The following is a 14,505-nucleotide window of genomic DNA, read 5'->3' on the forward strand; positions in this document are numbered from 1 at the left end:
ATGCAAAAAATTTGTTTGTTAGGTGCGACAGGATCCATTGGAGCAAGCACACTGGATGTTATCTCACGCTATCCAGAGCAATTCAAATTAGTCAGTGCTGCGGCCAACACCAATGTCGAAAAAATGGCGCAAATCTGCCGTAACTTTCGACCGCAGCGTGTGGTGATGGGCGATCAAGATAGTCGCGATCGCCTGGCTGCTTTATGTTGTGATTTGCCAATACAGTTTGAATATGGCCAAGCAGCAATGGAGTCTATTGCGGCAGACGACTGTGATCAGGTGATGGCAGCCATTATGGGTTTTGCTGGCTTGCGACCTACATTAGCTGGTATTCGCGCAGGTAAGCGCACCTTGCTGGCGAACAAAGAAAGCTTGGTGACCGCCGGACGCTTGTTTATGGAAGAAGTGGAACGTCACAATGTGGTGCTGATGCCAATCGATAGTGAGCACAATGCCATTTATCAATGTCTGCCTCAAACTGAGCACGGTGCTCATAAACGTGATATTGCACGTATTCTTTTGACTGCTTCAGGCGGTCCTTTTCGTACCTTTACCTCTGAGCAGATGACCTGTGTAACACCTGCTCAAGCATGTGCTCACCCCAATTGGTCCATGGGCCAGAAGATTTCCATTGACTCTGCTAGCTTGATGAACAAGGGGCTGGAGTTGATTGAGGCATGCTGGCTATTTGATGTGACGCCAAATGAAGTGCAGGTTGTTGTTCATCCTGAAAGTATCGTGCATTCCATGGTTTCCTATCAAGACGGTTCGGTCATTGCCCAAATGGGGAATCCAGATATGAAGATTCCGATTGCTTACGGCATGACGTGGCCCGAGCGTATCGATACGGGTGTGGCACAGTTGGACTTTTTTGACTTGGCGCAGTTGAACTTCGAAGCGCCCGATTTGGATCGTTTTCCTAACCTTAGACTGGCTTCAGAGGCGTGGTTTGCAGGTGGCACGGCGATGGCTACATTGAACGCTGCCAATGAGGTGGCTGTGGCGGCTTTTTTGCGTGAGCAGATCGGGTTTTTGGATATTGCTCGTTTAAATGAACGAGTGCTTGAACGCTCTGATATAAATACTGTCAATAACTTGGACGCAGTGTTCGAGGCCGATGGTCGGGCCCGAGAGCTTGCGACTAAGTTAATCTCGGCGGAGTTTACATAAATGCTTCAAGATATCTTGTCCATTATTATCGCTTTAGGTGTACTGATCACCTTCCATGAGTTTGGTCACTATTCAGTTGCACGTATGTGTGGCGTAAAAGTGCTGCGCTTTTCTGTGGGGTTCGGTAAGCCACTTTACCGTTATGTAGCTCGCTCGGGTACCGAATTTACCTTAGCTATGATTCCTCTGGGTGGCTATGTGCGCATGCTGGATGGACGCGAAGATAATGTGCCTGAGTCACTGCGTGATCAAGCGTTTAACCACAAGAATGTGTGGCAGCGTATTGCGATTGTGGCGGCTGGGCCTGCATTTAACTTTATTTTAGCAATTGCCATTTATGCTGTAGTGGCAGGTATAGGCTTGCAAGCAGTGGCACCTAAATTAGACGGTGTAACAGCGGATTCACCATTAGCTCAAACGACGCTTAGTGCAGGCGATGAGATTACTCAAATCAATGGTGTGCGTACACATTCTTGGGAAGATGTAAATTTAGCGTTAGCGGACTTGATTGGACAGACCGGGACCTATAGTGTTCGCTATTTACCAAACGATAGTAACATAGCGCAGGAAAGTGCTTTTAGCTTAGATCGTTGGCTGGTGGGCAGTGAACCCAATAGCTTAATTCGTGAATTCGGTGTGATTCCTTGGCGTCCAGATGTGCCTCCTGAAATTGCGCAGGTAATGGAGGGCGGTGCGGCCGCAGTGGCTGGCTTTGAGGTCGGCGATGTTGTACAAGCCATTGAAGGGCAAACGATTACTGACTGGCAGGCATTTGTTGAGTGGGTTCAGAAATCCCCACAAACGCCGCTTGAGGTTGCAGTAAAACGAGCAGAACAAACTGTATCACTCACGTTAACACCTGATGGGCGTGAGCAAAATGGCATCGTGACTGGCTACGCAGGATTGGGAGTCGTGCCCCCTGAGTTATCTGAAGCGGATGTCCGCATACGTGAATTTGGTCTGTTCGGTGCCATGGAATATGGTTTTAGCCAAACATGGCAAATGACCTCTTTAACTCTTTCCTCAATTGGGAAAATGTTGCAAGGATTGATTTCGTTAGATAACTTATCTGGCCCGATTACGATTGCGAAAGTGGCTAGCGCGTCAGCGGATTCTGGAATTCAGTCTTTTTTGAAGTTCATGGCCTACTTAAGTGTCAGTTTAGGTGTGTTGAATTTATTGCCCATCCCGATGTTGGATGGAGGACACTTGCTCTTTTTTGGAATTGAAGCGGTACGCCGCAAACCGGTTTCAGAAAAAGTGCAAGGTTATGCTTATCGTTTCGGCGCATCATTGTTATTTGCGATGATGGCTGTTGCTTTATTTAATGATATTGCCCGCTTGTAGAGAGGTATATGTGAGAGTCTTATTGGCCACAGCATTAGCAGTTTGCAGTGCTCAGAGTTATGCAGAGACGGTGGCGGATGTTCGGATAGACGGATTGTTGCAAATGTCTGCTACGCGCGCATTCGAAACGATTGGTTTCAATCAGGGACAGGGCTATGACTCCTCCAATGTCAGTGAGGCCGTCAGTAAGCTATTTGCCACAGGTTTCTTTAGTGATATCCAAGTGTATGAAGAAGATGATGTCATTATTTTTGAGGTGGTAGAACGACCTTCCATTGGTCAAATTGAAATTGATGGCAATGACATGATTGCCACAGAAGACCTTGAGCGTGGCTTGCGCCTTTCAGGCTTAGAGGAAGGTGAGCTTTATAAGCCGGAAACCCTCAATCAAATTCAGCAAGAACTACAGCGTCAGTACTATGCGTTAGGTCGTTACAGCGCACAAGTAGATATTAATGTAGAAGAGTTGCCGCGTAACCGTGTTGCGATCAATATTGATATCGAGGAAGGGGTTACGGCGAAAATTGTTCACATTAATATTGTCGGTAACCAAGACTTTACTGATGAAGAGCTGATGGACAATTTCCAGTCTAGAGAGACTGGCTACTTCAACCCATTCAGTTCTGCTGATGAGTACTCTAAGCAAAAAATTCAAGGCGATCTGGAAACCCTAAGAAGCTTCTACTTAGATCGTGGTTACTTAGATTATGAATTGGTGTCGAACCAAGTCAGCTTGTCGTCGGACAAGCGTGAAGTTTATGTGGTAGTCAACGTTGAAGAAGGCAAACCTTATTCAATTAATGATGTGGCGCTGAGTGGCTCTTTACCAATTACGGAAGACCGTATTTGGCAACATATTGATCAAAAAGAAGGCGATGTTTTCTCACGTAGCGAAACGACTGCGATCATGGAAGATATCTCCGCTGAGCTAGGCGATGATGGTTACTTATTTACCAATGTGAATATTATTCCGAATAAGTTGCCAGGCCATAAGGTTGATTTAACCTATCATATTGCCCCAGGACCTCGCGTCTACGTTCGACGCATTAACTTCAGTGGTAACTCTGAAACCATGGATGAAGTATTGCGCCGAGAAATGACGCAATTTGAAGGAGCCTTGGCGACGCATTCTAAAATTCAATCTTCGAAACGCGCGATTGAGCGTTTGGGCTTCTTCTCAAATGTCGAGCTTAAAACACGTTCGGTGCCTGGAACAGTTGATCAAGTAGATTTAGACGTCATCGTTGAAGAGCAGCCATCAGGCAGTATTCAAGCCAGTATTGGTTACTCTCAATCTGAAGGTACGGTACTTGGTTTTGGTGTGTCGAAGCGTAACTTTTTGGGTACTGGTAACAAGCTGGCCTTTAACATGAGCCGCACCAACCAGACCCAAGATTACACCCTGTCTTATGATAATCCATACTTTACGGTCGACGGTGTAAGCCGTGGTTATAGCTTGTTCTATCAAGTCAGTGATCACGATGAAGATGATGTGGAAGATTACGACATCGACCGTATTGGTGCGTCGGTGAACTTTGGTTATCCGATCTCTGATACGCAGCGTCTAAGCTTTGGTGCAACGGTGAAGAATACCTCGGTCGACTTAGGGGGTAACCCGTCGAATGAGACGCAAGATTACCTAGACGAATACGGCGATACATTTGATGACATCATTGCCAACATCGCTTGGACTGATAATGATATCGTCGGTGGTGTGTTGCCGACCAACGGTTACAGTCACCGTGTTACGCTGGACGTAGCAACGCCACTTGGCGATCAAACCTATGCCAAGCTTGGTGCGCTGTCACAAGGTTACTGGAATATCAGTGACAACAAACTTTGGTTGTTCCACTTAAAAGGTCGTGCTGGCTACGGTGTAGGCTACGGTGATACAGATCGCTTGCCGTTCTTTGAGAACTACTATGCTGGTGGTGTTTACACGGTACGTGGTTACAGTGCTTCCTCATTAGGTCCTAAGAACACCTATGATGATGATACAGAGCAGGACTCTATCGGTGGTAATATCTTGATGGCGGGTACCGCAGAACTAATCTTCCCGATGCCAATGGTAGAAGATCACAGTTCTGTACGTACATCGTTGTTCTTAGATGCTGGTAACGTATTCACAGATAATTGCTACCCAGGCAACCTAGACTGTCAAGAGGGTGTCGATTTTGGCGAGATTCGCTACAGTGTCGGCTTTAACTGGACGTGGATTACACCGATTGCACCGCTTTCTTTCAATATTGCTAAAACGTTGAATGACAAAGAAGGCGATGAGACGGATGTATTCCAATTCCAACTAGGTACAACTTTTTAACAGGTGTCAGAGGACTAACCATGAACAAACTTCTTAGTTTAGCGATCGCGACCCTATTTAGTGCTAATGCGTTGGCATCAGAAATAGCGGTATTAGACTTTCGAGCAGCGTTACTGCAAAGTGACGCTGGCCAAGCCGCTGCTCAAGAGCCACGTCAGCAGGTTGACCAAATGAAGGCTCGTCTTGATCAAGAAAACAAAGCGCTTAAAGACATGGTGGAATCACTTAAACGTGACGAGCTGACCTTGTCTTCAGAGCAGGTGTCAGAGCGTCGTGGTCAGATCAATCAAAAGCAGCAACAGTTGCGTGGTATGGTGCAAGCAATGCAGCAGCAAGCGCAGCAAATGGAGCAGCAATTGATTCAACGTTTGACACCACAGGGTGAGGCCGCGCTAAAAGAGATTATTGATGAGCGCAATTTAGATGCTGTGATCAATCGTCAAGCCGCTATCTACACCAACAATTCTGTCGATATTACCGCAGAGCTTATCGAGAAACTTAACGAAGAGAACTAGTTGATGGGTTATTCCCTATCTGAAATCGCCGCCTATGTAGGCGGCGAATTGCTGGGTGATCCAGATTACGAGGTGGCGTCTTTAGGGGCACTTGATCACGCCACCTCGAATCAACTCAGTTTCTTATCTAATCCCAAATATGCAGGTACCTTAACGGCGTCAGAGGCGGGGGCAGTATTGCTGCGCAACAAAGATGACGCAGATAAAGTCCGCAATGCCATTTTAGTACGCAACCCTTACTATGCATTTGCTCAAGTAACGCAGTTATTTGTTGCGGCCAAAATTGATTGGGCCGAGCGAGTGCACGCTTCTGCAGTGGTGCATGAAACCGCAGAGCTTGCAGACGATGTCGTGCTAGGCCCTAATGTGGTGATCGGCGCGCACACGCGCATCGCAGAAGGCTGTCGCATCGAATCAGGTTCGGTTGTAGGAGAGGGTGTTGAAATCGCACAGGGGTCAAGTTTAGCGGCTAATGTCACGCTTTATCGAGGTGTAAAGATTGGCCAGCGTTGCATCATTCACAGTGGCGCCGTGATCGGTGCGGATGGCTTTGGCTTTGCGCCAAATAATGGTGCTTGGCAAAAGATACATCAACTTGGCAGTGTGGTCATTGGTGACGATGTCGAGGTTGGCGCAAATACTACAATCGATTGTGGTGCGATCGATAATACCGTGATTGGCAATGGCGTTAAAATTGATAACCTCGTACAAATTGCTCATAACGTCGTAATCGGCGATAATAGCGCGATTGCGGGCTGTGTTGGTATTGCGGGCAGTACAACAATTGGTCAGTCATGCACCATTGCTGGTGGTGCAGGCTTAGCGGGTCACCTAGTGATTGGTGATCAAGTACATATTACGGCCATGAGTTTAGTGACGCGTTCGATCAAACAGCCAGGCTCTTATTCTTCTGGTACAGCTTTAGACTCGACTGCAAATTGGCGCAAATCTGCCGCAAGATTGCGTCGCATAGAGCATATGGCTGACCAAATTTCAAAACTGGAAAAACAAGTTAAAACGCTTTTAACAAAAGGTTAATGCATAAATGATGGATGTGAATGAAATTCGCCGTTACTTACCCCACCGCTACCCGTTCTTGTTGGTGGATCGTGTAGTTGAATTGACACCTGGTGAATCAGTTGTAGCGTACAAAAATGTAACGGTAAATGAACCGTTTTTTAACGGTCACTTCCCAGACCATCCAGTAATGCCTGGAGTTTTGATTATCGAAGCAATGGCGCAAGCTGCCGGTATCCTTGGTTTCAAAACCATGGACAAAACACCTGAAGACGGTTCTATTTATTACTTCGTTGGTGCTGATAACACGCGTTTTAAGCGTCCAGTCGTACCTGGTGACCGCCTACAACTTGAAGCGAAAATTTTAACAGAGCGTCGTGGCATCTGGAAATTTGAAGTGAAAGCAACGGTTGAAGGTGAACTGGTATGTTCTTCTACAATCTTATGTGCTGACAGGAAACTATAAGTGTTGATACATCCAACTGCGATAGTTGATCCAAAAGCTGAACTAGACAGTGATGTTGAAGTCGGCCCGTTTTGCGTTGTCGGTCCTGACGTGCGAATTGGAGCCGGCACGGTGTTAAAATCTCATGTGGTGGTCAATGGTCACACGACAATCGGCCAGCATAATGAGATTTACCAGTTTACTTCGGTAGGTGAAGTAAACCAAGATAAGAAATATAAGGGTGAGCCGACCCAGTTGATCATTGGTGATCGTAATGTGATCCGTGAGAACTCGACTATTCACCGTGGTACGATTCAGGATCAGGGCGTTACTAGAATTGGTAGTGGCAATCTATTGATGGCCAGTACTCATGTTGGCCATGACTGTATCGTTGGGGATAATAACATCCTAGCAAATTACGCAGCGCTAGCGGGACATGTGCATGTAGGTGATTCGGTGATTTTGGGAGGATACACAGGGATCCACCAATTTTGCCAAGTAAACTCTTACAGTATGTGTGGCATGGGCTCGATGGTGACGAAAGATATCCCTCGCTATGTGATGGTATCAGGTGATCCAGCTAAAGCGCACGGTATGAACTTTGAAGGCATGCGTCGTCGTGGTACGGCCCCTGAAGTCATCAAAGCACTGCGTAATGCGTACAAGACGATTTATTTAAAGCGAATGCCGTTGGAGAAAGCGCTTGCTGAATTAGAAAGCAGCGAGATAGCGTCAATTCAAGAAGTAGCAGACTTTATTCTGTCGATTCGCTTATCGAAACGCGGCATAGTTCGCTAACCGTTAAGATGTGCGTGAAGAAAACCCCGAACATTTCGGGGTTTTTTTATGAAGGTAATTTAAACATGCAAAAAAGATTTGTCATCGTTGCCGGCGAAGCCTCAGGGGATATTCTGGGGGCCGATCTCATCGAGCACTTAAAGAAGCGTTATCCAGATGCTTTATTCGAAGGTATTGGCGGACCATTGATGGAGCAGCAAGGTCTGCGCAGTTTGTTTCCAATGGAACGTTTGTCGGTCATGGGGTTAGTGGAGGTATTGGGTCGCTTACGTGAATTGCTAGGTATTCGTAAGGCAGTGTATGAGCATTGTTTGGATGTTCAGCCTGACGCTTTCATCGGTATTGATTCACCGGACTTTAATTTGCCGTTAGCGCGTAAACTTAAACAGCAAGGTTTGCGTACGATCCATTACGTCAGCCCTTCGGTTTGGGCATGGCGACAAAAGCGTATTCACAAGATTAAACAGTCGGTTGACCTTATGCTGACGCTATTTCCGTTTGAGTTGGATATCTACCAGCGTCATCACATCCCAGCGATTTGTGTGGGTCATACCCTGGCAGATGATATTCCGTTTCAGTCTGAAAAAAGCGTCGCACGCACGACACTTGCGCTGCCAACACAAAAACCTCTGTGTGCAATATTGCCAGGTTCCCGTGGTGGTGAGGTAAGTCGTTTGATGCCTTTGTTCGCCGAAACTATGCGTGTGATCGCGCAACAAGTTGAAGGTGTGGAGTTTGTTATCCCAGCGGCCAATGACGCACGCCGTGAACAAATTGAAGCCTGTTTAAAGCAAGCGGGAGTGCGTGCACACATTATAGCCGGTCAATCGCGGACTGTAATGGCAGCGAGTGATGCGATTTTGCTGGCTTCTGGTACGGCGGCGTTAGAAGCCATGCTAGTGAAGCGCCCAATGGTGGTGGCTTACCGTTTTTCTGCACTGACCTTCGCTATTATGCGACGCATGGTAAAAGTGCCTTATGTGTCCTTGCCTAACCTGTTAGCGCAACGAGCGATTGTGCCGGAGCTTTTGCAAGATGATGCCACGCCCGTAAAACTTGCCAATGCATTGGTAGATCAGTGGCGTCAATATGAGACAAATGCCGAGGTGCACGAGACCTATCAATATCTGCACACCTTGCTTAAGCGTAATGCAGGCGATGCCGCGGCTAAGGCCATTGCCAAGGAGCTTGGTGATGGCTGATTTAGAACCCTTTGTCAGTCTACTGTATGATGGTCATTTGATCGCTGGCGCTGATGAAGCAGGACGTGGCCCTTTGGCAGGCGACGTGGTTGCCGCGGCGGTGATTTTAGATCCGGCGCGCCCAATTACGGGATTAAATGACTCTAAAAAACTCAGCGAAAAAAAGCGTGAAGCATTATTTACTGAAATTCAGGACAAAGCCTTAGCCTACAGTATTGCGCGAGCCAGTGTGGCTGAAATTGATCAGATTAATATTCTCCATGCCAGCATGTTGGCCATGCATCGTGCGATTGCTAGTTTATCGACACAGGCTGAACACGCGTTAATTGATGGAAATCGAATTCCATCTCAACTGCCTTGTCCTGCGGAAGCTGTGGTCAAAGGTGATGCACGTCATCCTGCAATTGCTGCGGCGTCCATTTTGGCAAAAGTCACACGAGATCGTGAAATTGTTGCACTGGATGAGAAATACCCACAGTATGGGTTTGCAAAGCACAAAGGCTATCCAACTGCTGTACACTTAGCGGCCATAAAAGAGCATGGCGTTTGTGCCATACATCGCACCAGTTTTGGGCCAGTGAAGCGGGCCCTAGAAGGTTAAATTATGTCATCCTTTATTCATTTAAGAGTTCACACTGAGTATTCACTTGTCGATGGTTTGGTCAAAGTCAAAGGCTTGTTAAACCAAGCTGAGGCTAATGAGATGCCTGCTGTCGCCATGTCTGATGAGAATAATCTGTGTGGCTTTATCCGCTTCTACAGTGGAGCCTTGGGCAAAGGAATTAAACCGATCTGTGGCGCTGACATCATGTTAGAAGCGACTGAGCAGATTGAGCAGCGTACACGTATGACCTTGTTGGCAATGAGCAATCAAGGCTACAAAAACATTATCGAAGTGATCTCTAAGGGCTATCAATATGGCCAAGTAGAAGGTCGCCCCGTGATTAAGCGTGAATGGGTAGCTGAACACAGCGAAGACGTGATCGCCTTATCCGGTGGTGTATTTGGTGATGTTGGCTTCTTACTGTCGAAAGGTCGTATGGAAGAAGCGCAAACCTATTTAAAAGGTTGGATGGATACGTTCCCAGGGCGCTTTTACGCTGAGGTGGTTCGTACCTTACGCCCAGGTGAAGAAGATTATATTCATCAGGTTGTGCCATTGGCGTCTGAATATGGGTGTCCTGTTGTAGCCACCAATGATGTACGCTTTCTTAAGCGCGAAGATTTTGAAGCACACGAAGCTCGCGTCAGTATTTATGATGGCGTCACATTGGATGATCCTCGTCGTGTGCGCAAATATTCCGAAGAGCAGTATTTTAAAACCTCTGCTGAAATGGAAGAATTGTTCTCAGACCTTCCTGAGGCCCTAGAGAACACCATTGAAATTGCCAAGCGTTGTAACGTCGATGTTTTGCTGGGCACGTACTTCTTGCCAGACTTCCCAGTGCCAGACGGCATGACTATGGAAGAATATTTCCGTGAGTTGTCACATCATGGTCTGCAAGAGCGTTTTGAGCTGTTGGTCAAAAAAGGCGGCGAACGTGTTTTGGCACGTAAGCAGGAGTACATCGATCGTCTGAATTTTGAGCTCGATATTATTAACCAGATGGGGTTTCCTGGTTACTTCTTAATCGTAATGGACTTTATTCAATGGTCCAAAGACAACGATATTCCGGTAGGGCCTGGACGTGGTTCCGGTGCCGGGTCGCTAGTAGCCTATGCGCTTAAAATTACCGATCTGGATCCATTGGAATATGACCTGCTGTTCGAACGTTTCTTGAACCCAGAGCGTGTCTCCATGCCCGACTTTGACATCGACTTCTGCATGGATAACCGTGATCGCGTGATTGACTACGTGGCACAGCGATATGGTCGTAATGCGGTCTCTCAGATTATTACCTTTGGTCAGATGGCCGCTAAGGCGGTGGTACGCGACGTAGCGCGTGTGCAAGGTAAGTCTTACAGTTTAGGGGATAAGTTATCAAAGCTAATTCCTTTTGAAATTGGCATGACTCTGAAAAAGGCATTAGAGGACGAGCCTGCGTTAGTAGAGTTCATCGAAGGTGACGAAGAAGCTGCCGAAGTAATGGAAATGGCCTTCAAGCTTGAAGGTACGGTGCGTAACTTTGGTAAGCACGCCGGTGGTGTTGTCATTGCACCGACAAAATTGACAGATTTTGCGCCGCTTTACTGTGAAGAAGACGGTACTGGTCTAGTAACGCAATATGATAAGAATGACGTAGAGGAAGCGGGTCTAGTGAAGTTTGACTTCTTGGGCCTTAAAACTCTCACCGTTGTCGACTGGGCATTAGAAAGTATCAATGAGATCCATGCGCGTGAAGGCAAGCCGCCACTTGATATTGCGCTAATCGATCTAGAAGACAAAGCCACCTACGATTTATTGCAGCGCGCCGAAACCACGGCGGTATTCCAGCTGGAATCCCGCGGTATGAAAGAGCTGATCAAGAAGCTTTTGCCGTCCCGCTTTGAAGACATCATCGCCTTGGTAGCCTTGTACCGTCCAGGTCCACTGGGCTCAGGCATGGTGGATGACTTTATCAACCGTAAGCACGGTCGTTCTGAGCTGGCTTTCCCGCACCCAGATTATCAACACGAAGACCTTATTCCCGTGTTAGAGCCTACCTACGGCATTATCTTGTACCAAGAGCAGGTAATGCAGATTGCTCAGGTGTTAGCGAAGTTCTCCCTAGGTGGCGCCGATTTGTTACGTCGTGCCATGGGTAAGAAAAAAGCTGAGGTCATGCAAGAGCAGCGCTTAATCTTCATGGAAGGTGCGGCGAAAAATAACATCGATAAAGACCTTGCGGGTAACATCTTCGATTTGATGGAGAAATTCGCAGGTTACGGCTTTAACAAATCTCACTCGGCTGCCTATGCATTGGTTTCATATCAAACGGCATGGTTAAAGCAGCACTATCCAGCGCCATTTATGGCGGCCGTATTATCTGCTGATATGCAGAACACAGACAAGATCGTCATATTTGTCGAAGAGTGTCGTGCGATGAATTTGGTGGTAGATCTGCCAAACGTAAACGAATCAGTTTATAAATTTGCGGTTAACCGAGAAGGCGCTATTGTATACGGTCTTGGCGCGATTAAGGGAGTGGGTGAAGGGCCAATTGAAGCGATCGTTGAGGCCCGTAAAGAAGGCCCATTTGAGCATATTTTTGATTTCTGTCAGCGCGTAGGGCGCCGAGTGAACCGTCGTGTGATGGAAGCTTTGGTCCGCTCTGGGGCGTTTGATACCATTGGGCCCAATAGAGCGACATTGTTTGCCAGTATTGAGGAGGCGCTTAAGCGTGCCGATCAAAGTGCTAAGAGCCATGATGCCGGGATGGGAGACTTATTTGGTATTGAGGTCGAAGAGTCGACCGAGAATGCTTACGATGAAATAGGCATTCAAGAAGAGTGGCATGGCCGTAAGCGCCTAGATGGTGAAAAAGATACCTTAGGCTTATACGTTACGGGTCACCCGATCGATGACTATGAAACAGAAATCCGACGCTTCGCGCGCCAGAAAATTGTCGATCTTCAACCGAAGCGCGAAACCCAAGTGATTGCCGGTTTGATTGTCGAAATGCGCATTACGAAAAGTAAGCGCGGTGGCAATATTGCTTTTGTAACATTGGATGACCGTTCGGCACGGATCGAAGTGGCGGTGTTCCCTGATACCTTTGAAAGTGTAAAGCAGTACTTGATAAAAGACTCCGTCGTCGTCATTGAGGGGGAAATCAGTATTGATGAGTTTCGTGGCGGTCAGAAAGTGGCTGCACGCAACGTTTTAGATATGGCCGCAGCGCGCATACGTTATGTTGAAGCGTTACGTATCGACTGGCTTGAGCAAGAAGTCACACCGAATAATGTACAAAAGCTCGCGGACGCTATTGCACCGTACCGTGGAGATGGTTGTGATGTCGTAATCGGTTTCGAAACTCAACAAGCTGTGGGGGATGTTCGTCTCGGTCCACAATGGAAAATTCGTCCAGATGACGATTTAATTCACGAGCTTCAAAAACAATACGGTAAACAAAATGTCCAGTTAGTGTATACTTAGTGCCATTTTATCGTTCTTTCACTCGCGTAACGCCAATGGAGCGGCGCGATAGGATGTTCAAAGTTATAACTTTCTGTAAAATAGCAGACAACCTAATAGCAGTGTGTAGAAAATGAATTTAGATTATTTACCTTTCGAGCAGCCGATCGCTGAGCTTGAACAAAAAATTGAAGAACTTCGTCTAGTTGGTAACGATAACGATCTAAACATTAGTGAAGAAATCAGCCGTCTAGAAGAGAAAAAAGTTACTTTGACTCAAAATCTCTTTAGTAACTTAGGTGCTTGGGAAGTGTCTCAATTAGCACGTCACCCTAAACGCCCTTACACACTAGATTACATCAAGCATGTATTCACTGATTTTGAAGAGATGCATGGCGATCGTCATTACGCTGATGATCGTGCCATTGTCGGTGGTATTGCGCGCTTAGACGGTCGTCCAATCATGGTAATTGGTCACCAGAAAGGTCGCGAAGTAAAAGAAAAGGTAATGCGTAACTTCGGTATGCCACGCCCAGAAGGTTACCGCAAAGCTTTGCGTCTGATGGAAACCGCAGAACGTTTTAATCTACCGATTGTGACACTTATCGACACACCTGGGGCTTACCCAGGCATTGGTGCAGAAGAGCGTGGTCAAAGTGAAGCGATTGCCTACAACCTAGCGGTTATGTCACGTCTTAAAACACCAATCATTTCTACCGTTATCGGTGAGGGTGGTTCTGGTGGCGCATTGGCTATCGGTGTATGTGATGAGCTGATGATGCTGCAATATGGTACTTACTCAGTTATCTCTCCTGAAGGTTGTGCTTCGATTCTTTGGAAAAGTGCAGATCGTGCGTCTGATGCTGCTAAAGCGATGGGCATCACGGCAGATCGTCTACAAGAACTTGGTTTTGTTGACACCATTCTTGAAGAACCATTAGGTGGCGCACACACTAACCATGTGGATATGGCGCAGCGTTACAAAGCTAATGTGTTGCAAGTGCTAGATAAACTAGAAGCACTTTCAACTGAAGAATTAGTTGAGCGCCGTTACCAGCGCTTGATGTCTTACGGTCTATAACGACTCGCAGACAACTGCATCTATTTAAAAAGCCCGCTACTGATCCCAGTAGCGGGCTTTTTTCGTTTTTAGGCTGACAGAGAGGCGTTGCGTCACCCACCCAACTCATTTTCTGCTCCACGCGCAGGCGCGAATAGTCGCTTAAAAATTGTTGAGTAGGTGACTTACGCCATTAGTTAGCCATGGATAGGGAAGGCCTGATTGAAAAGTGAGCTATAAAGTGCTGTTTTTGATCGATAAATAACCAATTTGGCGGGTTGAGGCGCTTTAATGGCGTTTTTTTTAAATTAATTCAAAAAGTGCTTGCGTCAAAAATTCTGATGCGTATTATACGCACCCAATGACACGGACAACGCTTCACAACAACGAAGCGAACAACGAGTCAGACGCTCTTTAAAATAGATAATCAGATAATTTGTGTGGGCGCTCGCTGGAGACTTCTCAAAAACTTTGAAGTCTTAAGCAAGTGACCATGTCAATTCGCTTTACGTTCTTTAATCTTCGGATTGAAGAATATAGTTAAAGTCAGACGTGATTCACGAGTTTGAGCAAACTT

11 protein-coding genes are annotated in these 14,505 nt (G+C 46.7%); all 11 read left to right on the forward strand.

The window, feature by feature from the left end:
* A complete protein-coding gene (gene ispC / locus JQX58_RS11340; RefSeq protein WP_204146969.1) occupies window positions 1-1,170 on the forward strand; it encodes a 1-deoxy-D-xylulose-5-phosphate reductoisomerase in 1,170 nt (389 codons plus the stop codon).
* A complete protein-coding gene (rseP, locus tag JQX58_RS11345) occupies window positions 1,171-2,517 on the forward strand; it encodes an RIP metalloprotease RseP (RefSeq protein WP_204146970.1) in 1,347 nt (448 codons plus the stop codon). It abuts the gene before it with no gap.
* The gene (gene bamA / locus JQX58_RS11350) at window positions 2,498-4,837 is read left to right on the forward strand and encodes an outer membrane protein assembly factor BamA (protein ID WP_204146989.1); all 2,340 of its coding nucleotides are present in this window, start codon (window positions 2,498-2,500) and stop codon (window positions 4,835-4,837) included. Before rseP ends, bamA begins: the two co-directional genes overlap by 20 nt.
* A gap of 20 nt (window positions 4,838-4,857) precedes the next feature.
* Window positions 4,858-5,352: an OmpH/Skp family outer membrane protein gene (locus JQX58_RS11355; RefSeq protein ID WP_204146971.1), complete on the forward strand. Its 495-nt coding sequence runs from the start codon at window positions 4,858-4,860 to the stop codon at window positions 5,350-5,352.
* Window positions 5,353-5,355: 3 nt separating this feature from the next.
* A complete protein-coding gene (gene lpxD / locus JQX58_RS11360; protein ID WP_204146972.1) occupies window positions 5,356-6,390 on the forward strand; it encodes a UDP-3-O-(3-hydroxymyristoyl)glucosamine N-acyltransferase in 1,035 nt (344 codons plus the stop codon).
* Between the two features lie 7 nt (window positions 6,391-6,397).
* Window positions 6,398-6,835 carry a 3-hydroxyacyl-ACP dehydratase FabZ gene (gene fabZ, locus JQX58_RS11365; protein ID WP_204146973.1) on the forward strand — a complete coding sequence of 146 codons (438 nt, stop codon included), beginning with the start codon at window positions 6,398-6,400 and terminating at the stop codon, window positions 6,833-6,835.
* Window positions 6,836-7,612 carry an acyl-ACP--UDP-N-acetylglucosamine O-acyltransferase gene (gene lpxA / locus JQX58_RS11370; protein ID WP_204146974.1) on the forward strand — a complete coding sequence of 259 codons (777 nt, stop codon included), beginning with the start codon at window positions 6,836-6,838 and terminating at the stop codon, window positions 7,610-7,612.
* A 65-nt stretch (window positions 7,613-7,677) separates the two neighbouring features.
* Window positions 7,678-8,814 (forward strand): lipid-A-disaccharide synthase, encoded by a 1,137-nt coding sequence (gene lpxB, locus JQX58_RS11375; RefSeq protein ID WP_204146975.1) that lies wholly within the window; start codon window positions 7,678-7,680, stop codon window positions 8,812-8,814.
* A complete protein-coding gene (gene rnhB / locus JQX58_RS11380) occupies window positions 8,807-9,415 on the forward strand; it encodes a ribonuclease HII (RefSeq protein WP_204146976.1) in 609 nt (202 codons plus the stop codon). Before lpxB ends, rnhB begins: the two co-directional genes overlap by 8 nt.
* A gap of 3 nt (window positions 9,416-9,418) precedes the next feature.
* Window positions 9,419-12,889: a DNA polymerase III subunit alpha gene (gene dnaE, locus JQX58_RS11385; RefSeq protein ID WP_204146977.1), complete on the forward strand. Its 3,471-nt coding sequence runs from the start codon at window positions 9,419-9,421 to the stop codon at window positions 12,887-12,889.
* A 112-nt stretch (window positions 12,890-13,001) separates the two neighbouring features.
* Complete coding sequence (gene accA, locus JQX58_RS11390; RefSeq protein ID WP_204146978.1) at window positions 13,002-13,949, forward strand: acetyl-CoA carboxylase carboxyl transferase subunit alpha; 948 nt, start codon at window positions 13,002-13,004, stop codon at window positions 13,947-13,949.
* The last annotated feature ends 556 nt before the right edge of the window (window positions 13,950-14,505 follow it).

This window comes from Marinomonas ostreistagni, from assembly GCF_016888445.1.
Lineage (GTDB): Bacteria > Pseudomonadota > Gammaproteobacteria > Pseudomonadales > Marinomonadaceae > Marinomonas > Marinomonas ostreistagni.

What these genes read in the sequence shown, in the direction of transcription:
- JQX58_RS11355 (WP_204146971.1), top strand. Translation starts at nt 4,858, where the DNA reads ATGAACAAACTTCTTAGTTTAGCGATCGCGACCCTATTTAGTGCTAAT.
- bamA (WP_204146989.1), top strand. Translation starts at nt 2,498, where the DNA reads ATGATATTGCCCGCTTGTAGAGAGGTATATGTGAGAGTCTTATTGGCC.
- dnaE (WP_204146977.1), top strand. Translation starts at nt 9,419, where the DNA reads ATGTCATCCTTTATTCATTTAAGAGTTCACACTGAGTATTCACTTGTC.
- accA (WP_204146978.1), top strand. Translation starts at nt 13,002, where the DNA reads ATGAATTTAGATTATTTACCTTTCGAGCAGCCGATCGCTGAGCTTGAA.
- rnhB (WP_204146976.1), top strand. Translation starts at nt 8,807, where the DNA reads ATGGCTGATTTAGAACCCTTTGTCAGTCTACTGTATGATGGTCATTTG.
- fabZ (WP_204146973.1), top strand. Translation starts at nt 6,398, where the DNA reads ATGATGGATGTGAATGAAATTCGCCGTTACTTACCCCACCGCTACCCG.
- ispC (WP_204146969.1), top strand. Translation starts at nt 1, where the DNA reads ATGCAAAAAATTTGTTTGTTAGGTGCGACAGGATCCATTGGAGCAAGC.
- lpxB (WP_204146975.1), top strand. Translation starts at nt 7,678, where the DNA reads ATGCAAAAAAGATTTGTCATCGTTGCCGGCGAAGCCTCAGGGGATATT.
- rseP (WP_204146970.1), top strand. Translation starts at nt 1,171, where the DNA reads ATGCTTCAAGATATCTTGTCCATTATTATCGCTTTAGGTGTACTGATC.
- lpxD (WP_204146972.1), top strand. Translation starts at nt 5,356, where the DNA reads ATGGGTTATTCCCTATCTGAAATCGCCGCCTATGTAGGCGGCGAATTG.